The sequence below is a fragment of the Acinetobacter wuhouensis genome (assembly GCF_001696605.3).
GTDB classification, from domain to species: Bacteria; Pseudomonadota; Gammaproteobacteria; order Pseudomonadales; family Moraxellaceae; genus Acinetobacter; species Acinetobacter wuhouensis.
In genome coordinates, this window is the sequence record NZ_CP031716.1 from 930,231 (window position 1) to 953,870 (window position 23,640).

General features: G+C 38.7%; 22 protein-coding genes. 10 read left to right on the forward strand and 12 right to left on the reverse strand.

The annotated features are described in order from the left end of the window. Positions 1-66: 66 nt before the first annotated feature. The 5 genes from putP to BEN71_RS05080 all read right to left on the reverse strand — a co-directional run bounded on the left by putP (position 67) and on the right by BEN71_RS05080 (position 4,824). Complete coding sequence (gene putP, locus BEN71_RS05060; RefSeq protein ID WP_068973454.1) at positions 67-1,563, reverse strand: sodium/proline symporter PutP; 1,497 nt, start codon at positions 1,561-1,563, stop codon at positions 67-69. Positions 1,564-1,741: 178 nt separating this feature from the next. Next, the gene (locus BEN71_RS05065; RefSeq protein WP_068973453.1) at positions 1,742-2,596 is read right to left on the reverse strand and encodes an SPFH domain-containing protein; all 855 of its coding nucleotides are present in this window, start codon (positions 2,594-2,596) and stop codon (positions 1,742-1,744) included. Between the two features lie 23 nt (positions 2,597-2,619). Then, complete coding sequence (locus BEN71_RS05070; RefSeq protein WP_068973452.1) at positions 2,620-3,084, reverse strand: NfeD family protein; 465 nt, start codon at positions 3,082-3,084, stop codon at positions 2,620-2,622. Between the two features lie 136 nt (positions 3,085-3,220). Beyond that, entirely contained in the window at positions 3,221-4,138 is a 918-nt protein-coding gene (locus BEN71_RS05075) for a patatin-like phospholipase family protein (protein ID WP_068973451.1), read from the reverse strand. 59 nt (positions 4,139-4,197) lie between these two features. Then, entirely contained in the window at positions 4,198-4,824 is a 627-nt protein-coding gene (locus tag BEN71_RS05080; protein ID WP_068973450.1) for a lysophospholipid acyltransferase family protein, read from the reverse strand. 199 nt (positions 4,825-5,023) lie between these two features. Here BEN71_RS05080 and BEN71_RS05085 point away from each other — a divergent pair, with 199 nt between their 5' ends. The 4 genes from BEN71_RS05085 to BEN71_RS05100 all read left to right on the forward strand — a co-directional run bounded on the left by BEN71_RS05085 (position 5,024) and on the right by BEN71_RS05100 (position 10,546). After that, positions 5,024-6,286, forward strand: coding sequence for an MFS transporter (locus BEN71_RS05085; protein WP_068973449.1), 1,263 nt, complete (start codon positions 5,024-5,026; stop codon positions 6,284-6,286). A gap of 554 nt (positions 6,287-6,840) precedes the next feature. After that, complete coding sequence (locus BEN71_RS05090) at positions 6,841-8,502, forward strand: phosphoethanolamine transferase (protein WP_068973448.1); 1,662 nt, start codon at positions 6,841-6,843, stop codon at positions 8,500-8,502. Between the two features lie 15 nt (positions 8,503-8,517). Next, positions 8,518-9,210 (forward strand): response regulator transcription factor, encoded by a 693-nt coding sequence (locus BEN71_RS05095; RefSeq protein ID WP_068973447.1) that lies wholly within the window; start codon positions 8,518-8,520, stop codon positions 9,208-9,210. 1 nt (position 9,211) lies between these two features. Then, entirely contained in the window at positions 9,212-10,546 is a 1,335-nt protein-coding gene (locus BEN71_RS05100) for an ATP-binding protein (RefSeq protein ID WP_068973446.1), read from the forward strand. A 633-nt stretch (positions 10,547-11,179) separates the two neighbouring features. On the opposite strand, the gene BEN71_RS05105 is transcribed toward BEN71_RS05100, so the two are convergent. The 7 genes from BEN71_RS05105 to gatC form a co-directional block, all read right to left on the reverse strand. Then, complete coding sequence (locus BEN71_RS05105; RefSeq protein WP_068973445.1) at positions 11,180-11,851, reverse strand: phosphatase PAP2 family protein; 672 nt, start codon at positions 11,849-11,851, stop codon at positions 11,180-11,182. A 268-nt stretch (positions 11,852-12,119) separates the two neighbouring features. Continuing rightward, complete coding sequence (locus BEN71_RS05110) at positions 12,120-13,307, reverse strand: ammonium transporter (protein ID WP_068973444.1); 1,188 nt, start codon at positions 13,305-13,307, stop codon at positions 12,120-12,122. A gap of 301 nt (positions 13,308-13,608) precedes the next feature. Further along, a complete protein-coding gene (locus tag BEN71_RS05115) occupies positions 13,609-14,214 on the reverse strand; it encodes a hypothetical protein (RefSeq protein WP_068973443.1) in 606 nt (201 codons plus the stop codon). A 319-nt stretch (positions 14,215-14,533) separates the two neighbouring features. Beyond that, the gene (locus tag BEN71_RS05120) at positions 14,534-15,220 is read right to left on the reverse strand and encodes a hypothetical protein (protein ID WP_068973442.1); all 687 of its coding nucleotides are present in this window, start codon (positions 15,218-15,220) and stop codon (positions 14,534-14,536) included. Between the two features lie 78 nt (positions 15,221-15,298). Then, positions 15,299-16,780: an Asp-tRNA(Asn)/Glu-tRNA(Gln) amidotransferase subunit GatB gene (gene gatB / locus BEN71_RS05125; RefSeq protein WP_068973441.1), complete on the reverse strand. Its 1,482-nt coding sequence runs from the start codon at positions 16,778-16,780 to the stop codon at positions 15,299-15,301. Next, positions 16,780-18,258 (reverse strand): Asp-tRNA(Asn)/Glu-tRNA(Gln) amidotransferase subunit GatA, encoded by a 1,479-nt coding sequence (gene gatA, locus BEN71_RS05130; RefSeq protein WP_068973440.1) that lies wholly within the window; start codon positions 18,256-18,258, stop codon positions 16,780-16,782. Before gatA ends, gatB begins: the two co-directional genes overlap by 1 nt. 52 nt (positions 18,259-18,310) lie before the next feature. Next, complete coding sequence (gene gatC / locus BEN71_RS05135; RefSeq protein ID WP_068973439.1) at positions 18,311-18,625, reverse strand: Asp-tRNA(Asn)/Glu-tRNA(Gln) amidotransferase subunit GatC; 315 nt, start codon at positions 18,623-18,625, stop codon at positions 18,311-18,313. Between the two features lie 135 nt (positions 18,626-18,760). On the opposite strand from gatC, the gene BEN71_RS05140 reads away from it, so the two are divergent. The 6 genes from BEN71_RS05140 to BEN71_RS19185 all read left to right on the forward strand — a co-directional run bounded on the left by BEN71_RS05140 (position 18,761) and on the right by BEN71_RS19185 (position 23,553). Next, complete coding sequence (locus BEN71_RS05140; RefSeq protein WP_068973438.1) at positions 18,761-19,801, forward strand: rod shape-determining protein; 1,041 nt, start codon at positions 18,761-18,763, stop codon at positions 19,799-19,801. Between the two features lie 46 nt (positions 19,802-19,847). Further along, positions 19,848-20,705 (forward strand): rod shape-determining protein MreC, encoded by an 858-nt coding sequence (gene mreC / locus BEN71_RS05145; RefSeq protein ID WP_068973437.1) that lies wholly within the window; start codon positions 19,848-19,850, stop codon positions 20,703-20,705. Continuing rightward, the gene (gene mreD, locus BEN71_RS05150; RefSeq protein ID WP_068973436.1) at positions 20,692-21,189 is read left to right on the forward strand and encodes a rod shape-determining protein MreD; all 498 of its coding nucleotides are present in this window, start codon (positions 20,692-20,694) and stop codon (positions 21,187-21,189) included. Before mreC ends, mreD begins: the two co-directional genes overlap by 14 nt. Continuing rightward, positions 21,177-21,743 carry a Maf family nucleotide pyrophosphatase gene (locus BEN71_RS05155; protein WP_068973435.1) on the forward strand — a complete coding sequence of 189 codons (567 nt, stop codon included), beginning with the start codon at positions 21,177-21,179 and terminating at the stop codon, positions 21,741-21,743. The genes mreD and BEN71_RS05155 overlap by 13 nt, the downstream gene beginning before the upstream one ends. 51 nt (positions 21,744-21,794) lie before the next feature. Further along, a complete protein-coding gene (rng, locus tag BEN71_RS05160; RefSeq protein ID WP_068973434.1) occupies positions 21,795-23,249 on the forward strand; it encodes a ribonuclease G in 1,455 nt (484 codons plus the stop codon). 130 nt (positions 23,250-23,379) lie between these two features. Continuing rightward, positions 23,380-23,553, forward strand: coding sequence for a PA1571 family protein (locus tag BEN71_RS19185; protein WP_162994905.1), 174 nt, complete (start codon positions 23,380-23,382; stop codon positions 23,551-23,553). Positions 23,554-23,640 lie beyond the last annotated feature (87 nt).

A 23,640-nucleotide genomic window follows, 5' to 3' on the forward strand; every position in this document is an offset into this window, starting at 1 on the left:
CTTAAATATTGTAATAACAAAGGGGCATTTCGCCCCTTTGTTATTTTCTTTATTTATTAAATCGGATTAGACCGATTCTTTATAAATTTGATCTGCTTTATCAAATCGTTCAAGCATATCCGCTGTTGGTGCTTTACTGATTAAGCTGAATAGAATAATGGCAATGAATGAGCAAATAAATCCTGGGATAATTTCATAGACACCTGTTGCAGCAAAAACAGGAATATTTTTCCAAAGAATCACCACCAAAGCACCGATAATCATACCTGCAAGAGCCCCTGAAAGGGTCATACGCTTCCAGAACAGTGACAGAATAATCAATGGTCCAAATGCCGCACCAAAACCTGCCCATGCATAAGCGACAAGCCCGAGCACCTTAGATTCTGGATTACTCGCAAGGACGATTGCAAGGATTGCGACCAGCAAAACCATCAAACGACCGACCCAAACCAATTCTTTCTGAGAAGCTGTTTTACGAATAAAAGCTTTATAAAAATCTTCGGTTAAGGTACTTGAACAGACCAATAATTGACAACTTAACGTACTCATCACGGCCGCAAGAATCGCAGCTAAGACGATACCTGCAATCCAAGGGTTAAACAGAATTTTAGTCAGTTCCATAAAGACGGTTTCAGGGTTTGCATTCACCGTAGCTGCTAACTCAGGATGGACTTGGAAATAAGCGATACCAAAGAAACCTGCTGCAACCGCACCACCTAAGCACAGTGTCATCCATGTCATACCGATGCGACGTGCATTGGGAATAGATTTCACAGAATCTGCCGCCATGAAACGGACAAGGATGTGAGGTTGACCAAAATAGCCTAAGCCCCATGCAAGCAAGGATAGAATTGCAACGGTGCTTAAGTCATTGAATAAACTATAGGCTTGTGGGCGTGCAGCATCCAAAGCGGCATTGACAACACTCATATCACCTAAGCTTAAAATGGTGACGATAGGTGTTAATAAAAGTGCAAAAATCATCAACCCCGCTTGAATGGTATCTGTCCAACTCACCGCTAAGAAGCCACCAATAAACACATAGCTGATGGTTGCAATCGCACTGATCCAAAGTGCAGTACTATATGACAGCCCAAACATACTTTCGAATAAACGTGCACCTGCGACCATCCCAGAAGCACAGTAAATCGCGAAGAATATGAGAATCACGACAGCGGAAACAATTCTTAGAATCTTTTTATGATCATTGAAACGATTGGAAAAATAATCGGGTAAGGTAAGCGCATTGTTTTGGATTTCGGTATGAATACGTAAACGACCTGCAACCAATAACCAGTTGAGCCATGCACCAATGATCAAACCAATCGCAATCCACATTTCAGATAAACCTGACAGATAAATTGCACCTGGTAAGCCCATGAGTAGCCAACCACTCATGTCAGAAGCGCCTGCTGAAAGGGCAGTCACAAAACTCCCTAAACGACGTCCACCTAAAATATAGTCATCAAAACTGGTTGTTGCACGATAGGCAATTAAGCCAATGATGACCATGGCAACTATATAAAATAGAAAGGTGATTAAGGTGGGGTTGAGGGAACTCATACGATATCCATATTCGTGGAAAGATGTAGATCTAAGGAAAATTTTTAAATAACGTGAAATTTAACCATAAATTACAAAAAATTACTGATTAAATCTTAAACGTTAAAACTTAAGTGATCATTTTCAAGGTAAAAAAATAGGCAACATCAAGTTGCCTATTTTTATTGCAATCGAGAAATTAGTTATTTCTACCCATCACACCACGAATGGTATTCATAATGTCAGCAGGAAGTACAACTGTTTTCGAGTTATTCGATTTCGCCATGTCTTGCATGGCTTTGACATATTGCTCACCCAGTAAGTAGGCAACAGGAACTTCTTTATCACCAACAGCAGAAGTGATCATTTCAATGGCTTTTTGAGATGATTCAGCTAAAACAACTTGAGCCTCAGCATCACGACGTGAAGCTTCTAGACGACCATCCGCTTCAAGAATCGCAGCTTGTTTTTCACCATCAGCTTTGGTCACTGTCGCACGACGTTGACGTTCAGCTGCTGCTTGCGCTTCCATCGCTGATTGCATGGTATGCGATGGCTGAATATCCTGAATTTCAACAGTTTTTAAAGTAATGCCCCAGTCTGAAATATCATCTGAAATTGCCGCTTTAAGCTTGGCTTTGATGTGATCACGTGATGAAAGTGCATCATCCAAATCCATTTCACCGACAATCGAACGGAGTGAGGTTTGTACAAGATTTTGAATTGCCCATGTATAATTTTCAATACCATAGACTGCTTTTTCAGGGGTAGTCAGATTGATATAGGCAACGGCATTCATCACCATTACCGCGTTATCTCTAGAAATTACTTCTTGTGAAGGAATATCTAAAACAATATCTTTGGTGGTAACTTTGTACGCAACTTCGTCTACATAAGGGATAACAAAGTTTAGACCCGGATTAAGTGTGGTGTGATATTTACCTAAACGTTGTACGATCCATTTATAACCTTGCGGAACGATACGAACGCCTTTGAAAATCGTCACAGCGACGAAGGCAAATATGAATAAAGCAACTATAGAACCAAAACCCATTTAATTTTCCTCTTTATTTTTCATTATGAAGATGAAGAATGTGGTTGTACCACTAAATCATTACCCAAAATATCTGTGACACGGACACGATCACCAACTTGCACAGGTGAAAGAGAGCGACAGTTCCATTCATCAGAACCTAAAACAGGCATCGGAAAACGAACGAGAATTTGTTCATGGTGTAGACCTGTTTGAATGACCATACCAATTTGACCAATGGTGGCTTCTCTTGATAGTCCTGCTTTGGTTTTGTCTATAGATAAGGGTTTGACAAATTTAAACCAAACTACAGTACAGATGATGGATAATACGATCCAACATACGATTTGAAAGGTGAAACTCATACTTGGGAAGAGCCAATACAAAATACTGACTACAATTGCGGCGATACCAAACCACAACGCAGCAAATGCGGGCAAAATGAGTTCGGATAAGATCAGCAATATGCCAAGTACAAACCAATGCCACGGTTCAAAAATAAAGTTCATACATCTACTCTAGTGATTATCATTGATATAGATGACGTATCATCTATATCAATGTAGCAGATGAATTCAATGCTGCATATAAAAACGTGATTATTCTAGTTTATTCACTGTTTTTATTTGTTGGATTGAAATGCGCTTATATTCTCGCTCTTGGTGCAGGTTTTAATGCTGCAGGAGATTTTTTAAAGTTAGTGATTGCTGCTTGAATCGCCGTAATTTTCGCTTGAGCAGATTTCTCACCCTCTAAAATGGCTTGATTGCTCGATTTCAAATCTAAAGTCCCTAAGTGTCCAACTTTGGGTTGAATCACAATATTCGCCTGAGCCAATTCATTATTGATACTTTGTTGTCCCATGATATTAATCGTTTGGTCAAGTAAGCCCCACATATTCATCGGTTGGCTACCTGATGGACGTGCTGAAATATCGACTGCAATCACGATATCCGCACCCATATCACGTGCAGTTTGTACAGGAATCGGACTGACTAAACCTCCATCGACATATTTTGTTCCACCAATGGTTGCTGGGACGAATACATTGGGAATACTGCATGAAGCTCGCACAGCTTGACCTGCATTGCCTTTGATAAATTCAGCCTTTTTACCATTGTCCAAACGTGTTGCAACAGCAGCGAAGCGAATCGGGAATTGTTCAATCGGCTTATTGGCAATATTACGATTGACATAATCTTGTAGTTTTTGCCCCAGTACAATGCCTTGGCTATTCAAGGTTAAGTCACGTAGATCAGACTCTTTGAGTTGTTGCGCGATTTGTTGCATTTGATAAGGGGTTTTACCACTGGCATAGATACTCCCAACGAAGCTTCCCGCACTTGTTCCAGTGACGATTTTAGGTTTTATGCCATGAGATTCTAGAACTTTAAGTACGCCGATATGCGCAAAACCTTTTGCACCACCGCCACCGAGTGCAATTGCAATCACAGGTTCTCGTGCCTTGATCGCTGTGGTTTGAGGAGGAGTTTTTGTTGTTTTATCACAGCCAACGAGGGCAAGACCCATTAAGCCTATAAAGCCAAGTTGTTTAAAACGCATATCGTATTACTTTAGTCTAAAAAATATGCTGTCATCTGAACAGATTGTTGCTTTATTTTCTAGCTATTTTTCAATAGTTTTTGTAAAGGAATCGAGAGTAGTTTCGGATGCTTTGGTGAAAATTTTCCATTAAAACGATTTAAAATTTCTACTAAATCTTGGTCATAGTCACCAGTCGGCTGTAACGTCCCTAAGCAATGAATCAATTTCTTTTCATAATCAAAAGAAAAGATTGCAATCGGGATATTGGCACCCATAGCAATGTGGTAAAAACCACTTTTGATTTTTTCTGCACGATTGCGCGTGCCTTCAGGTGCAATTGCAATCCAGATTTTTTCTTGCTGATGAATCACATCCACAATCTGTTGAGTCAGCCCATGCGGTGAGTCACGCTCTACGGGAATCACACCAATCCATTCAAACAGACCTTTGAGTGGTGTTTTAAATAAACTGTCTTTACCGAAAATCGTGACTTTGACACCAATGCCAAGCATTGCAAGAAAAGCATATAAGCCATCAAAATTTGAGGTATGAGGTGCGATGAAAACCACAGCTTTAGGTAAATTGGGAAATTCACCGACAAAGCCCCAACCTTGAGCGAGATAAAGCTTTTTGAATAAGTTACGGCTCGATGTTGTGCCACGTTGTGGGACTTGATCTGGTATATTTGGAAAATTCTCTGACATCGTATTCTTATGGCTTTGCTGTGATTGTATTTAAATTGGCGTATTTACTTACTTTATTTTTTGCATAATAGTAAGCATTGGTGTAGTAAAGGTTGAACTATGGCAAATATTACAAAAATCACCGATGAATGCAATACACTTTGAATGGGTGAATGAACTTATGAAATTGATCGGTATAAAAAGAATTAGAGATTAACCCATGCCACAGAGCTATTTATTGTTATTTTCACTGTATTGGGCACAAGGTTTACCTGTTGGTTTTATGACTCATGCTTTGCCTGTGATTCTCCGTGCGCAAGGCGTTTCATTGACTCATATCGGTGGTTTTGGTCTGCTCATGGCACCGTGGGCACTCAAAGTGCTTTGGTCACCTTGGGTTGACAAATACGGACACTCGCAAAAAGGGCATTACCGAAGTTGGATTATTCCAACACAGGTTTTAACCATTGTCATTTTAATCGTTCTTTCTTTTTTACCAATTCAATCTTTAAATCAACCCACTTATTTATTCGGATTTTTTATCGCTTTACTGTGTATGAATAGTGTGGGTGCGACGCAAGACATAGCGACAGATGGTTTGGCGGTTAAGATTCTGAAAGGCGATCAGCAACATATTGGAAATATGTTCCAAGTGATTGGTTCACGGCTGGGCTTCATCATCGGAGGTGGCGCTATTCTGTGGGCAATGGATTGGCTCACATGGCAGAGTACATTTTTGATTCTTGCTTTCATCGTGACCCTAAATACGCTTCCGATTCTACTTTATAAAGAACCACAGCATTCTCCAAATTCAACGACAAATGCTGAACAGACAAGCATTCAGACCAAGCAGAATTTCTTGGTAAAACTTAGAAAATATCTCAGTTATTTTTTTGAAAATAAACAGTTGAGCACTTGGTTTTGGGTGCTTTGTACCATCAAAATTGCAGATGGATTAACAGGCCCGATTACCAAACCTTTGTTGGTCGATTTAGGATTAACACTTTCTCAAATCGGGATTTATATCACCATGATCGGTGCGTTTGCAGCACTGGTTGGTGCAGGTTTAGCAGGCTGGATGTTGAAGAACATTACAAGACGTCATGCTTTGATCATTTTCTCTATTCTTAAATTAATGAGTTTAGCTGGTTTTGTTGGTTTAGCATTCTTATTGCAAAATTCAGTGGAGATTGCTCCATGGATAATCTATGTAGTGAACGCTTTAGAAGATATGTTTGCTGCGATGCTATTGGTTGCAATTCTAACTTTGGTTATGCAATACAGTCGAACTGAAAGTGCAGGCACTGATTTTACTTTTCAAGTATCTGTGATGGCGACCATCAGTGGGGTTTTGTATACCGTGAGTGGAATCATTGGCGATTACTTAGGATATTCTGTTTTTTTAAGTTTGATTTTAATGGTGGGTGTGATCTGTTTAATTCCAATATTTCGTTGGGCAAGAATGAGTAGTGATGAAAACTAATTTTAAAAACTATTATTTATTTAGGGTTAAATTCAAAATTAGATTTAATTATAAATTAAGTTAACTATTTATTGAGCTTTGTCATAATAAAAATAAAAAAATTGAACTCTATATTTTTTTATTATTTTTTTGCAATTTTATATATTAATATTTTTTACTTTAAATTGTTTTTATTTTCTATTCTAATTTTATATAGTTATTTATATTATTTAGTAGAATACATTATTTTTCAGCCACTTGATTTAAAAACGTGGTTGTTTTTTATCAAAAAAATATTAAGATGCGAAGATTGAATGTAATAAAATACAATTCAAAAAATAAACTTAAATGACTTGAAGTAAATGAATTAAGAAAGATGAATAATCTACAAGCTATAAAATAATATAATTTTATTTATATAAACTCCACATGATTTTTTTGTTTCTCAAAGTTTGAGAATTTAAAATCATTTATATGTGAGTTAATGATTCAATATGCTTGGGGGAGTGCTTTTAAGTTCAATTTAAGCTTCATTTTATAACTTAAAACAATTGAAGTGAGCTGTTGATAGAGTAATGTCTAATTTCATACAACGAATAAAACAACGTGAAGTGTCTATTTCACTTGCGACTTTTAACCTCATCATCGCCGTATGGTTGGGTTTTTGCCTCAATTTTGCCTTTTTTAATAAGATTAAAATGCTCACGCCATATCAAGGCGTGAAAGTACAACTGTTCTTAGCTGCAACGGTCGTCGTCGTCGTCGCGTTATATAATTTATTATTGCAAATTCTAGACTGGAAATGGACAGCGAAATTTTTTTCAATCCTTTTGGTGTTTATTGGTGGCTTTAGTGCTTACTTTGTTAGCTCTTTAGGTGTGGTAATTTCACCTGATCAAATTCAAAACATTGTCCAAACTGATCCTTCAGAAGCATCTGATTTGATGTCCTTACAATTATTAACTTGGACATTAGCATTCGTTGTTTTACCAATAGTCTTGATTTTATGGGTCAGAATTAAACCACAAAGCCTAGCTAAGGTACTTATCTTTAAAGGTTTAAATATTGTTGCTTCACTCGCTATTATTGGCAGCTTACTGTTTGTTTTCTATGTCGATTACGCAGCGATCTTCCGTGAAAATCGTGATCTGAAAGGGATGATTTCACCACAAAATACAGTGGCATCTACGATTTCGTATTTTCATAAAAAAGCACCTAAAAAAGATTTACCCTTAATTCGTTATGGTGAAGATGCGCATTTGGTTGAAGATATTGCAGCCAATAAAATACCAAAACTGATGGTTTTAGTGGTTGGTGAAACAGCACGTGCAGAAAGCTTTTCATTAAATGGTTATGCGAAAAATACCAATCCGTTATTGTCCAAACAACAAGGGCTCATGAATTTCACTCAAGTCAGTTCATGCGGAACGGCGACAGCAGTTTCTGTACCCTGTATGTTCTCTGGTATGCCTCGAGTTAACTATGATGAGCAGTTGGCGAGCCACCGTGAAGGTTTACTCGATATTGCACAACGCGCAGGTTATAAAGTCACTTGGATTGATAATAATTCAGGCTGTAAAGGCACTTGTAATCGTGTTGAACAATTTCAAATCCCTGAAACTTTGAAGCAAAAATGGTGTACAGATGGTGAATGTTTAGATGGTATTCTTGTGGATAGTTTGAATCTGTATATGAGCCAATTGCCAAAAAATGATACTCAGCCACATTTAGTTGTATTACATCAAATGGGAAGCCATGGACCTGCTTATTACAAACGTATACCGAGCGAATTTCAGAAATTTAAACCAACGTGTGATACCAATGCGATTCAAGGGTGTTCTTCAGCTGAATTGATCAATAGTTATGACAATACAATTGCATATACAGACTATATTTTGAATCAAATTGTGGATGTATTAAAAGCAAATACAAATTATCGTACTGGTTTTTGGTATTTATCCGATCATGGAGAATCTACAGGTGAGCATGGCATGTATTTACATGGTGCGCCGTATGCGATTGCACCTAGCCAACAAACGCATGTGCCGATGATGATGTGGTTTTCAGATGCTTGGAAAAGTACAGCACAAAAACAAGTGGATTGTTTAAATGAACAAAAAAGCACAAAATTAAGTCAAGATAACTTATTCCCAAGTCTTTTGAGTGTGTTAAATATTCAGACACATGTTATTGATCAGAACTACAACATGTTGCATCAATGTGCAGTGAAAAGTTAATTAAGGATACATGCAATGACCAAAATTTTGATGATTGAAGATGATTTTATGATTGCAGAATCATCTCAAACATTGTTGAAGTATCAAGGCTTTGATGTTGAGTGGGTGAATAATGGTTTAGATGGTTTAAAGCTACTTTCAGACAAACAATTTGATTTAGTTTTACTTGATCTGGGTTTACCGATGATGGATGGTATGCAAGTGTTAAAGCAAATCCGTCAACGTTCAGCTTTACCCGTTCTGATTATTTCAGCACGCGATCAGTTGCAAAATCGTGTTGACGGGTTGAATCAAGGTGCAGATGATTATCTGATTAAACCTTATGAGTTTGATGAACTTGTTGCGCGTATTCATGCACTATTACGTCGTACTGGCGATGTTGCAAAAGAAGCGCAAGGGCAAAGCTCTAACTTATTGAAAAATGGTGAAGTTGTTCTAGATGTTGAACAACATATTGCCACATTGCGTGGTGAGCCTGTGGATTTGTCCAATCGCGAATGGGCGATCCTGACACCGCTTATGACCCATCCCAATAAAATATTTTCTAAGTCCAATCTAGAAGATAAGTTGTATGCGTTTGACAGTGAAATCAATAGCAACACCATCGAAGTTTATGTACATCACATTCGTTCAAAACTGGGCAAAGACATTATTCGTACCATTCGTGGGTTAGGTTATCGTTTGGGGCAACCACAGAAAGTTGAATGATATGGAAACAACATTTTCTTTAAGAAAGCGTTTAATTCGTTATACCTCTATTTTTAGTGTTTTATTGGGCTGTGTATTGGTTTTCTCCGCTTATAAAATTTCATTAGAGGAAATTAACGAAATTCTTGATGCCCAAATGGTGTATTTGGCTGAACGTGTAGAATTGAATCCACGTCCCATCCAAAGTGATTTTGATGTACATAAACGTTATCATGAAGAAGATTTGTTTATCGATGTTTGGGCTTATGCTGATCAGAATCCAAGCAAAATCACATCACATCATGTGATTATAGAACCTAAACAAAAAGCAGGTTTTTATAGTCAAGATACCGTGCATGGGACGTGGATTACGTATATTTTACCGACACCAAATTATCAGATCCAAATCAGTCAACAAGAGAAGGTGAGGGAGCATTTAGCACTTGAACTTGCGGGCAGTATGTTTCTTCCCTATTTGTTGATTATTCCATTTGCACTCTTGGGTTTGGTTTACATTATTCGTCGTAGTATGAAGCCGTTAGAGGATTTTAAATCCGAACTGGCAAAACGTGATTCCAACTCTTTAGTGGCAATTCAAAATGGTCATTACCCCGCAGAACTCTTACCAACCATTCATGAAATGAATCATTTGTTTGAGCGAATTTCTGTTGCGCAACAAGAGCAACGGCAGTTTGTCGCAGATGCTGCCCATGAGTTACGTACACCACTCACAGCATTGAATTTGCAAACCAAAATCCTAATGAGCCAATTTCCAGAAGAGGGTAATTTACAAAATCTCAGCAAGGGTTTGGCGCGAATGCAACATTTGGTGACCCAGTTATTGGCATTGGCAAAACAAGATGCATCTTTGAGTCATGAAGTCCAAGTCACTCAGTTTAAACTGAATGATGTCGCACTCAGTTGTGTTGAGCAATTGATGAATTTGGCAATGGAAAAGGATATTGACTTAGGTTTTGTCCGAAATGAACCTGTGATTTTGAAAAGTGTCGAACATAGCATTCATTCGATTATTTTTAATCTGATTGATAATGCGATCAAATATACACCAGTCGCTGGCATGATCAATGTTTCAGTTTTTGCGGATATACATGATTTTGCTTATGTTCTGATCGAGGATAGCGGTTCTGGTATAGATCCTGAAATGTACGATAAAGTATTAAAACGATTCTATCGTGTTCATCACCATTTGGAGGTGGGCAGTGGTTTAGGTTTATCGATTGTAGATAAAGCGATTCAACATCTCGGTGGAGATTTAACACTTTCACGGAGTGAAGAGTTGGGTGGTTTGAGCGTTTTGGTTAAGATACCGATTCAACCCAATGTAAAAGCTGATTGAATTGAAGATTGTATTCGTAACGGTATTGGACTCAAAAGTTTAACTATTAGTAAAGTTTAAGTCTTACTAAAATTTAACAAACACTATTTTGTGAAAAAATTTAATCGGGCGGAGATAAGATGATGAATATCTATGATGTTCATCATCTTTTTTTGATTTTATGATTTATCGTGTTTTTGAGTGATCTACTAACGTCAGTTCGATAAGTTATTTTAATAATTTCAGTAGGGTAAGATTTTTGTAAGGTTCATTGTGACGGAGTCTGATCGGTTTTGTTCATATATTAGGATTAGCCTTCGGCTCGAGGCACTCTTACGAAACGATGTTTCTCATTCGGCAAAATGAGCAGTGAAACTGCGCAAGGAAACCATCTTGCGAAGCTTTGCTTCTCACCGCAGAACTCGTCAGCTACCGAAATATATCAAGATTATCGCAAAAACATTAACTTATAAATCTTGCGCCATGACTGGCTCATGCCTCAAACAATTGTGAAGGACGTTTCCACGTATCAAATTTTTGGAAGAAATCAACTCCGAACTTAGGTTACTAAATTTAATTTAAAAACTATGTGCTTAAAACTCATCTTTTTAAAATGACTGTTTGATCGTTACATGTTTTATTTACATGTCACATTTAACTAAGCTTTTTATAGAAAATTTTATACATCACCAAGTTAAAAGCAAAGACTACCCAACCTGTCCATAAGTTATGACTTAGGAAATGTGCGCCACGCATCATTTGTCCCCAACCCATTAAAAAACCGAGGCTTAAGCCTAAAAATAAGAATACATACGCGATCTTTGGTTTTGATGTTCTAAAGACAAAAAATCCGGTGATTAATGAAAAGCCTGAACTGGCATGACCGCCTGGAAAGCAGTGTCCGTTTGTTGCAGAAAAGTTCCAGACATAGCCTAAGGCAGTCGGTTCAGTCATTGACCATGGGCAGGCATGGGCTGAATGTGATTTAAGAATCCCAACGACAGCCGTAGATAGAATACTGATCCAAAACAGATAGCCCAATCGCCATTGATAAGGTTTTAATTTTAGATTTTTAAATGATGCAAGCCATGCCAAAAGGACAATGACATAGAATCCGATAATGATGTGTTTAACGAGTTTGTGGTTAATTTCGACGAGGAACCAATTATTTTTTAATGGGAATTTACCACTTGTATCAATCCACGGTTGAATAAAGTGCAGATCAATTGCACCACCCACAGGAAATACAAACCATAGCACTAAAAATAATACCGCCAACAATAAACTATTTCTAAAGAAGAATTTATTTGAATCGGTATATAACATCAGGTGAATCACTCTTTCTATATTTTATTTGATGTTATTGGACAAAACTAAACTTAAATTGCTCTTAATTTTTGTAGACTGGTTGAGATTGAGCAATATATTTACTTGAATTTGATAGGTAAAAGTGTGTGTTTTAAATGTTATAAATGATTGTTTTTTTTATTGATTTAAATGTGGATCATTGCTGTGTGGTTTTTGAATCAAAGCGATTTAGAGCAAATAAAAAAGCGGTCAATTTGACCGCTAAATTAATTTACCCACATAGAGATTAGAAAATCGCATCTTCCGAATTAGCCGAAATTTTATGAATAGATAAATCTGCACCACGAAATTCTTCTTCTTGACTCAAACGGATACCCATAGTCACTTTAAGGATGCCATAGACTGCAAATCCACCTGCAAGTGCAATGATGATTGCAAGTAGTGTTCCGATCAACTGAGACATCATTGAGACACCACCAAGCCCACCAAGCCATTGCTGACCAAAGAGTCCTACAGCGATTCCACCAAAAGCACCACATACGCCGTGGAGTGGCCAAACACCTAATACATCATCAATTTTGAGTTTGTTTTGGGTATAGGTGAACAATTTAACAAAGATAAAGCCCGCAAAGACACCGATCACCAATGCACCGATTGGATGCACAATATCTGAACCTGCACAGATTGCGACTAAACCTGCAAGTGGGCCATTATGTAAGAAACCTGGGTCTTCTTTTCCAAAGAAATTCGCTGAGAGTGTTCCACCGACCATAGCCATGAGTGAGTTAATTGCCACGAGACCAGAGATAGCATCTAAACGTTGTGCGCTCATCACGTTAAAGCCGAACCAACCCACAATCAGAATCCATGAACCCAGTGCAAGAAAGGGAATAGATGATGGTGGATGTGCACTGACGCGACCATCTTTTTTATAACGACCATTACGCGCACCGAGTAATATCACCGCAGCCAGTGCAATCCATCCACCCATTGCATGTACCACGACTGAGCCTGCAAAATCATGGAAACTTGCGCCAAAAGTAGTTTCTAACCACTTTTGTAGACCAAGATTGCCATTCCATACGATTCCTTCAAAGAAAGGATAAACCAATGCCACGATAAACAGTGTTGCGATGGCTTGTGAACGCATTTTGGCACGTTCCGCGATTCCACCTGAAATGATTGCAGGAATTGCCGCGGCAAAGGTCAGTAAGAAGAAACAACGCATGAGGTTATAGCCATGTTCGGCTGAAAGCGTTGTTCCTGTATGGAAAAAATGCTGACCATAGGAAATATAGTAGCCAATAAAGAAGTAAGCGATCGCTGAAATAGAAAAATCAGTGATAATTTTACTCAGTGCGTTGACTTGGTTTTTATGGCGAACTGTTCCCAGTTCTAAAAAAGCAAAGCCTGCATGCATCGCAAGTACAAGTACAGCGCCGAGGAGGAGGAAGAGTAAGTCTACATTTTGCATAGGATTCTTTTTGGTGCTAGTTGTCACAATTTGGTTCAGTATAGCGAAGCATTTTGTATATCGCAGTAGTTCGGATGTGGGAAAAAATGATTAAACAATTCAAATTTTTATCAAGACTCGATATAAAGCAAAGCGTTGCACTGTTTTAGATTTTCCGCACCAATTTGATGCAATAATTTTATTTGTATTTCTTGCAAGCTATTGAATTTATTTTAATTGTTTTTTTGGACTTTTGATGTTTTCTTGGTTGGTGTGTTAAGGGTTGAAAATTATTTTGGATATTTTTTGTGGTGCTTTAAAATTACGCATCACATTGTCCAGCATTATCGAAAGCACTCAAATACCATTGTTTGTCGATTTTACTGAAATATAAATGTAGATCGTCACCGATGCTACGACTTTTACTAACATATTGAAGTTCAATAACTTGTTTTTCAAATAGTTTTAGCTGATTCAATTGATGTGTAACCTCTTCATTGCTTTGCTCAATGATAGGTTGGTTGGATTTGGTTAAGTCTGAAAATGGTTTTGTTGTTAAGGTCTTGTAGTAAAGCCCTGATTTATTCCATTTTTGGCAATCCATTTCAGGTAATTGATTCGTTTTGATTAATTTTTCTTGGGCATTGGGTGCTTCATAGAACCATCGTGTTGATTCCGGCGAATCTTGGTTAGGAAATTTAAATTCTGATTTTTGAAAGATACTTTGATTAATTGGAACTCCTATTTTATTCCAATAGATCACACCATATTGGGGATGTATATGCTGTTGCAGTAATTGATTGTCTTGAGTTTTAAAGCTTTTTAACACTGATTTGATTGTACTTTCTAGCAGAGGATCATTCTGCGCAAAACTGACAGAGCTTAGCCCTAGATTAATTAAAATTGTGAGTATAAGTTGCTTTATCATTTGTGTAGTTGTTTGTTTTGATAATAGATTTATACATTATTTTAGGGTGGAAAGTGGTTTTATTTTTGTGTGGTTTTTTGATTTGCTTCTCCTAAAACGAGAAGAACCTCTCCCTAACCCTCTCCTAAAAGGAGAGGGAACATCGTGTACCAAATCATTTACGTGATACTCCCTCTCCCTATGGGGTGAGCAACATTGTTGCGCAAGGGGGGGAGGGTACTAGTCACGCATAAATAAGGACTTGGAGAGTTGGATATGTCCTAAGTCTACAAGTTTGGTAATGGATGATACTTTTTTGATAGTCAAATTTTTTTAAATATTATATCAAGGAATAAAGGCTAGACTTCGTCACAGGTATTTCTTCTAGTTCATACTTTTCTAGAATCGATTTAATTATAGGCAAAACTAAATTATCAGCATAAGGTGAAATATGAACATGCTTAATTAATTTTTTTATATCGATATCTAAGTTGATACCTTTTTCGTGTACCCATGACATATTTGGTTGTAGAGGTTCATTTTCTACTGGAACATGCCAGTAAATAGCTCGATACTCTTGTTCGTGCAGAAATGATTTGCGTTTGTAAGCTAAAATATCATGGATATTTAAAGTACCAGTTTTTGTGAAGCATAGATCTATAATTGAGTCAGTTTGATAATCAATATAGTCTACTTTGTGTAGATAAACTCTTGAAGGAAGGAGTTCCGAAAGAGTTTTTATATTTGTCTCAATGGCTATTGAATCATTAATTACGCCGTATAGTTTCCACATTGCAGCTGATTCATAGGCATTTTGATGCCAACAATTAATAAATGTTGTTGATCGTTGAATTATCATTTCAAGGCTAGGATTCTGTTTTAATTTTTCTTGATCAGATTTAGTGAGTATTCCCTCATATACATCTTCGTAATTGTCAGCTCTGTTAAAATATATGCTTTTATTAATTATAAGAGCAAGGAATTTTGTTAAATCCATATAACGCCACAACTTTTCATTATCTGACATATTTATTTAATTTCCTAAATTAAAAACCCCGCATTAAGCGAGGTTTTATAACATGAAATCAATTGATTGACGAATAAATTAACCAATCAGTTTCTTCATCAATTCATTCACTTGTGCAGGGTTAGCTTTACCCTTAGACGCTTTCATCACTTGACCAACAAGACCATTGAACGCTTTGTCTTTACCCGACTTATACTCTTCAACCATCTTCTCATTTGCCGCAAGCACTTCTTTAATAATCGCTTCAATCGCGCCTGTATCAGTTTCCTGTTTCAAGCCTTTTTCAGCAATAATTTCATCCGCAGTTTTGCCTTCATCCCACATAAAGCCAAACACTTGTTTCGCAATCTTACCGCTAATTGTGTTATCAACAATACGTGCAATCATGCCACCCAATTGCTCAGCTGACACAGGAGAATCATGAAGTTCTAGGTTAGCCTTGTTTAAAGCACCAGAGAATTCACCCATCACCCAGTTTGCAGAAACTTTACCTTGAGCAGCACCGCCAGCAGCAGTCACGACAGCTTCATAAAAGTCTGCCATTTCACGAGAAAGCGTAAGTACATGCGCATCATACTCAGTCACAGCAAAGTCAGCGATAAAACGCGCACGACGTGCTTTAGGTAACTCAGGAAGATTCGCTTTCGCTTCCTCAATTTGAGCATCAGGAATGATCACAGGAAGCAAGTCAGGATCAGGGAAGTAGCGGTAATCGTTCGCTTCTTCTTTTGAACGCATAGAACGCGTTTCCATCTTCACAGTATCAAACAAACGTGTTTCTTGGTCGATCTTACCGCCATCTTCCAAGATTTCCATTTGACGTTGAATTTCAACATTGATCGCTTGTTCGATGAAACGGAAAGAGTTGATGTTTTTCAATTCACAACGCGTACCAAACTCATCACCTGGTTGGCGTAAAGATACGTTACAGTCACAACGGAATGAACCTTCCGCCATGTTACCGTCAGAAATACCTAACCAACGCACCAATGTGTGAATCGCTTTGATATAAGCCAAAGCTTCTTCAACCGAACGCATATCAGGTTCAGATACGATTTCAAGCAAAGGCGTACCGGCACGGTTTAAGTCGATGCCTGACATACCTTCAAACTGATCGTGAATCGATTTACCCGCATCTTCTTCCAAATGCGCACGTGTCACGCCTATACGCTTCACAGTACCATCTTCAAGCTGAATGTCGATATGACCTAGCCCAACGATCGGATTGTCCATTTGGCTGATTTGGTAGCCTTTCGGAGAGTCAGGATAAAAATAGTTTTTACGTGCAAATACAGACGCTTGGTCGATATAGGCATCAATCCCCAAACCAAAACGAATCGCAAGATCAACCACTTCCTTGTTTAAAACTGGAAGTACACCTGGCATTGCTAAATCAACAAGGCTGGCTTGTGTATTTGGGTCTTGACCAAAAGTCGTTGAAGAACCTGAGAAAATTTTAGAATTGGTCGCAAGTTGCGTATGGATTTCGATACCAATAACGACTTCCCAACCATCGATCAAGTTTGACTTAGGTTTTACTGCTTTTTGAGCTTGAGCCATTATGCATTCTCCTCCGCAATTGCCGCACGTTTGGTATGCCAATCTGTATTTTGTTGATATTGATGAACAATCGACAACAATTGAGATTCTGACCAATAATTACCAATCAACTGTAAACCTACAGGTAAGCTGTTTGCATCAAAACCAACAGGGGCATTGATTGCAGGCAGACCTGCCAAGTTCACAGCAAGGGTGTAAATGTCACCTAAGTACATTTCAGTCGGGCTAAGATTCGCACCGATTTTATAAGCTGTAGTTGGCGCAGATGGTGCAGCAATCACATCGACATTTTCAAAGGCTTTTAAGAAGTCTTGTTGGATTAAACGACGTACTTTTTGTGCTTTGACATAATACGCATCGTAATAACCCGCAGAAAGCGCGTATGTACCAATCAAGATACGACGCTGAACTTCAGCACCAAAACCTTCAGAACGTGAACGTTTATAAAGATCTAAAATGTCAGTTGGGTTTTCACAACGGTAACCGTAGCGAACGCCATCAAAACGTGACAAGTTAGAAGAAGCTTCAGCAGGCGCAATCAAATAATAAGTTGGTACATAAGCTTCGCTCATGGTGAGATCAATCTCAACCAAGGTCGCGCCCATGTCTTCCAATTTTTTCAAAGATTCTTCAACGCGCGCTTTAACGTCAGCATCTAAACCTTGAACATTGAAGTATTGTTTAGGAATACCAATACGTAAGCCTTTAACCGCAGTGCCATTCAAGTTTGCAACGTAGTCATCAACTTCTTTATTGATCGATGTTGAGTCTTTTTCATCATGACCCGCCATGACATTCATCAAATAAGCACAGTCTTCTGCAGAACGTGCCATTGGACCACCTTGGTCCATAGATGATGCGTAGGCAATCATACCGAAACGTGAAACACGACCATAAGTTGGTTTAAGACCTGTTAGACCACAGAATGATGCAGGTTGACGAATTGAACCGCCTGTATCCGTACCTGTTGCAAAAGGTGCAAGGTCAGCAGCAACAACGGCAGCAGAACCACCAGAAGACCCCCCAGGTACGTGTTCTAAATTCCACGGGTTTTTAGTCGCACCAAAAAACGGGTTTTCAGAAGTTGATCCCATGGCAAATTCATCCATGTTCACTTTACCGAGTGTCACAAGTCCATCTGTTTTACCTTTCGCAACGACAGTTGCATCATAAGGAGAGACAAAGTTATTCAGCATTTTTGAACCCGCTGTGGTTTTAATGCCGTGGGTACAAAAAATATCTTTATGGGCAATCGGTACACCAGTCAATGCAGTCGCATTACCAGTTTTAAGTGCAGCATCAGCAGCATCAGCTTGAGCCAATGCTTGCTCAGCAGTTACCGTAATGTATGAATTGACACGATCATCAATTTTAGCAATACGGTTTAAATAATGTTGAGTCAATTCGCGTGATGAAAACTGAGCGCTTTTTAAGCCTTCTGCCATTTCACGAATCGATAAACGGTGTAAATCAGTCATGAGTACAATTCTTTACGATTAATTTTTAAAAATAAGTTTAACTGATCAAATATTATTCAATCACACGTGGAACGAGGTACAAACCGTCCTGAATAGCAGGGGCAACGGCTTGATATTCTTCACGATGGTTCTCTTCAGTCACCACATCAGGGCGAAGAGGTTGAGGGTTGTCAAAAGGGTTCTTTAGCGGCTCAACACCATCAGTATTGATCGCTTTTAAGCTCTCCATCATCCCTAAGATTTTATTTAAACTTTGAGCATATTCAGCAGATTGCGTATCATTAAGCGACAATCGAGCAAGATTGGCGATTTGCGATACAGTTTGTGCATTTAATTCTGCAGAATGCTGAGCATCTGAACTTGACATGATGTCTCACCTAATCAGTTTTAAAAAAATTCAAAATATCGTGCGTTATAATAAGCGATTGACTTGTTCAAATCATCACATTTAGTTAAAGTTGCCATCTTGCGTCCATACTAAAGTTTAAACTGAGAACGACCCGTGATTCTAAAACGACTAATTGGCTTGTTTTCGCCAGATCTAGCCATTGATTTAGGTACTGCAAACACACTAATTTATGCACCAGGAAGGGGCATTATATTAAACGAACCGACAGTTGTGGCGATTCGTCACAGTGGTTCGCAGAAAATTGTTGCAGCTGTAGGATTAGATGCTAAGCAAATGCTTGGTCGTACACCTGCAAACATTTCAGCAATTCGTCCGATGAAAGATGGCGTAATTGCAGATTTTGAAGTCACTGAAACCATGTTAAATCAATTTATTGGTAAAGTGCATGAAAAACGTTTATTTCCACCTGCGCCGCGTGTGGTCGTTTGTGTTCCATGTAAATCTACATTGGTCGAACGTCGCGCGATTCGTGAAGCAGTATTCAATGCAGGCGCACGTGATGTACGCTTAATTGAAGAACCTATGGCCGCTGCGATTGGTGCGGGCATGCCTGTAGAACAAGCCTGTGGTTCGATGGTTGTGGACGTTGGCGGTGGTACGACTGAAATCGCGATTATCTCACTACAAGGTTGTGTGTACGCAGATTCTTTACGTATCGGTGGTGATGTATTTGATGAGCAAATCATTAACTACGTACGTAAAGCACATGGTTGCGTGATCGGTGAAACCACTGCTGAAACCATTAAAAAAGAAGTGGGTATGGCAGTTGCAGATGGCACAACTTTAGAAATCGAAGTTCGTGGTCGTAATCTTGCTGAAGGTGTACCACGTGCGATTACTGTGACTTCGGATGAAATCACACAAGCGATTGCAGACCCATTACAAAGTATTGTTTCTGCTGTGAAATCTGCACTTGAACAAACACCGCCTGAATTATCATCAGATATTGCAGAGCGTGGTATTGTGTTGACAGGTGGTGGCGCATTGCTCCGTAATCTGGATAAATTACTTGCACAAGAAACAGGTTTGCCTGTTGTTGTTGCTGAAGATCCTTTAACTTGTGTGACTCGTGGTGGCGGTAAAGTCTTAGAATTCTTTGACAATCCAAATCATGATATGCTTTTTGTAGGCTAAACTTTAGTAGATTACGATTTTAGTAGATTAAGTTAAGGACGAGGCGGTGCAACCGAATCTCTTTTCAAGACAACCGCCATCTTTTCGCTCGTTCATCATTGCGGTGATCACTTGTTTTGTTGTGCTGTTTTTTAACTGGCGCATGCCACAAGTGGTTCAACCCGCAAGAGATGTCTTGTATGCGGCATATAATCCGATTTATGCCTTAGCAAGTTATCCTGTATTGTCGAAAGAATGGCTGAATCAACAAACCAAATCTGAAGCTCAATTGCGTCGTGAAAATACCTCGATGCAAGCTGAACTGCTTCAAGCGCAAGTGCGTCTGCAAAAACTCTCAGAACTCTCAGCTGAAAATACCCGACTTCGTGGATTACTCGATACGCCATTGATTATTGATGGACGTATGGAGATTGCTGAAGTCATAGGGACAGATGCTGATCCTTTACGTCATATCATTATCATCAACCGTGGTGCAGCGAGTCAGCTAAAAGTGGGTCAAACTGTTTTAGATGATAAAGGGATCATGGGGCAAGTCATTAATGTATATCCGCATAGTAGTCGTGTGATGTTATTGTCAGATAAAGAGCACTCTTTATCTGTACGCTTAGAAAGCTCTGGTATGCGCGCGATTGTGACAGGTACAGGTGATTTGGGGCATTTGAAAATGGAATATGTTCCAACCAGTGCCAATATTAAAGTAGGGGATAAGGTGTATAGTTCTGGTTTAGGACAGCATTTCCCTGCAGGGTACTTAGTCGGTTCGGTTTCAAAAGTGATGCGTCATAATACGGGTGAATTTGCTCAAATTGATGTTGTTCCTGCTGCACAGTTGGCAGGTGGTCATCATGTCGTTGTACTGTTTTCCGATTCACTAGCGATGGAGCAGCCAAATGTTGATCGCTAAGAAATTACCTTCAGAAAAGCAACGCAAAGATCCAATTTTCCTGATTGTGATTTCAGTGATTATTTGTTCTATTCTAGTGGTCTACCCAATGTCCTATGCTTTTGCGGGCTGGCGACCACTGTATATGCTGATGATCATGCTATTTTGGGTGCTCTGCCAACCGACGTGGTGTGGGGTTTGGTTTGCGTTTACCATGGGCTTATTTACGGATTTATTGCTTGATGCCCCGTTGGGTATGAATGCATTAAGTTATGTATTGATTGCTTTTTTAACACGATATTTCATTCGCGAGCGCCGTGTACTGACATTTAGTAATCTATGGATTATTAGTATGTTCGCAATACTGGCGCATTTAGTATTTACTTTTATGGCGCAAGTGATGATCGGTGTACATTTTTCGCTTGCACGACATTGGCAACCTTTGGTTTCTAGTATTTTCTGTTGGCCAATTCTTTACTATTTATTAAAAAGATGGCGCATTTAATTCTTGCTTCGAGTTCGCCTCGGCGTAAAGAGCTGTTACAACAAGTTGGGTTGGAATTTACAGTTCATAGCCCTGATATTGACGAGTCTGTACTTGAAAATGAGCAGATCGAACAATATGTTCAGCGTTTAGCAAAAACTAAAGCGCAAGCAGTGTTAACATTAAAGCCACAGGGTACAGTCATCGCTGCAGATACCAGTTTGGTTTTTGCTGATCAGATTATTGGTAAACCTGAATCGAAACAACATGCTTTTGAAATTTGGACATTGTTGTCAGGTCAGACGCATGAAGTACTCACAGGTGTTTGCGTTGCAAATGCTCAGCAGTTATTGAGTACTGTGGTTCGTACCGAAGTTGAGTTTCAAATACTCAGTCCTAATGATATGGAAGAATATTGGGCAACGGGCGAACCAATAGGTAAAGCGGGTGCGTATGCAATACAAGGTATTGCAGCAAAATTTGTGACCCGTATGAATGGTAGTTATAGTAATGTGGTAGGGCTACCATTACATGAAACAATACAGTTACTTGATCGTCTAGATCAACGCAGTTGAGGCACTAAATTAACTGCTGAAAAGAATTTTTATAATGTTTTGAGTTTAGTTATGTCTGACGAGTTATTGATTAATGTCACACCTATGGAATGTCGTGTGGCGTTAATTCAAAATGGGACGGTCAATGAGTTATTTGTTGAGCGGACTGTTAAACGTGGGTTAGTCGGAAATATTTACAAAGGCAAAGTGGTGCGTGTACTTCCTGGTATGCAAGCGGCTTTTGTGGATATTGGTTTGTCTCGTACCGCATTTTTGCATATCAACGATATGGTTTGGCCACGTCACCAACCTACACCGAATGTATTTGAATTATTACAACCAGGTCAAATTCTCACTGTGCAAGTGATGAAAGATATGCTGGGAACCAAAGGTGCTCGCTTAAGTACAGATCTTTCAATTCCATCTCGTTATCTTGTTTTGATGCCGTATGGCAATCATATCGGTGTATCACAACGCATTGAGTCTGAAGAAGAACGTGATCGTTTACGTTCTATGATTGAGCGTATTCAAACTGAGCATAAATTACCAGGTTCAGTGATTGTCCGTACTGCGGCAGATGGTATAGATGAAGCATCGATTGCTCAAGATATGGCGTACCTTGCCAAGCTTTGGGAATATATTCAGAAAAAACAAAAAATTATTGCAGTGCCTTCTTTAATCTTTGAAGAACTTCCATTGCCACAACGTGTGATTCGTGATTTGGCAAATGAAGAAACCGCCAATATCTATGTTGATTCACGTGAAATACACGGCAAGCTACAAGAGTTTGTGTGTGAATTTGTCCCAAGCATGCAAAGTCGTTTGCAACATTATCCAGGTGAACGCCCGTTATTTGACTTATACAATGTTGAAGAAGATATTCAAAAGGCATTGCAGACTCGCGTAGCGCTTAAGTCTGGTGGTTATTTGATGATTGATCAAACCGAAGCCATGACCACGATTGATGTCAATACGGGTTCATACGTCGGCGGACGTAGCTTAGAAGATACTGTGTTCAAAACCAATATGGAAGCAACACAGGTCATTGCTCGTCAGTTACGTCTACGTAATTTGGGGGGCATTATCATCATTGACTTTATTGATATGCAGGAAGCTGTGCATCGTGAAGAAGTGATGAAACAGTTTGAGAAAAATCTCGAACGTGATCATGCGAAAACCAAGATTACTCAAGTCTCTGAGCTTGGTTTGGTTGAAATGACACGTAAACGTACTCGTGAATCACTCGAACATTTATTGTGTGAGTCATGCCCGACATGTCAGGGACGCGGATATGTCAAAACAGCTGAGACAGTATGTTACGAAATCTTTCGTGAAATACTAAGATATACCCGTGCTTATGAATCTCAGAGTGGCTTTACTGTTATTGCGCATCCATCTGTGATTGATCGGCTTTTAACGGCAGAAGCCCCAGCTGTGGCGGATTTAGAGCATTTCATTCATCGTGTGATTAAATTCCAAGTGGAAAATTTATATACTCAAGAGCAATACGATATCATTTTAAGTTAAAATTGTAACAGGATGTCGTTAAACAGTTGTTACATCTGAAATTTTACTTTCAGCGTTGATTTGACAATACTAAGACTAAAGGTAGCCAAAGACTTTCTCCCTTTAACAGTCTTAGCAAGTGAGGTCAATAATGAGCGTAAGTGAACAATTAATAACTCGTGGTATCAAACATGTATTGGAAAACCAACCTAAAAATACATGTGTAATGTTGGATGACAATGGTCAAGAAATTAAAATCACCAAAGATATGGTGGTGAATGTTTGTCACCAATTACTGAATAAATGTCGTAATGTTAAAAATTAAGAGGCTAAAATAAGCCTCTTATTTTTTTGTAGGATGTTTTATTTCAAAAGATCAAAAATTATAAAAATCTATAAAATAATATGCTCA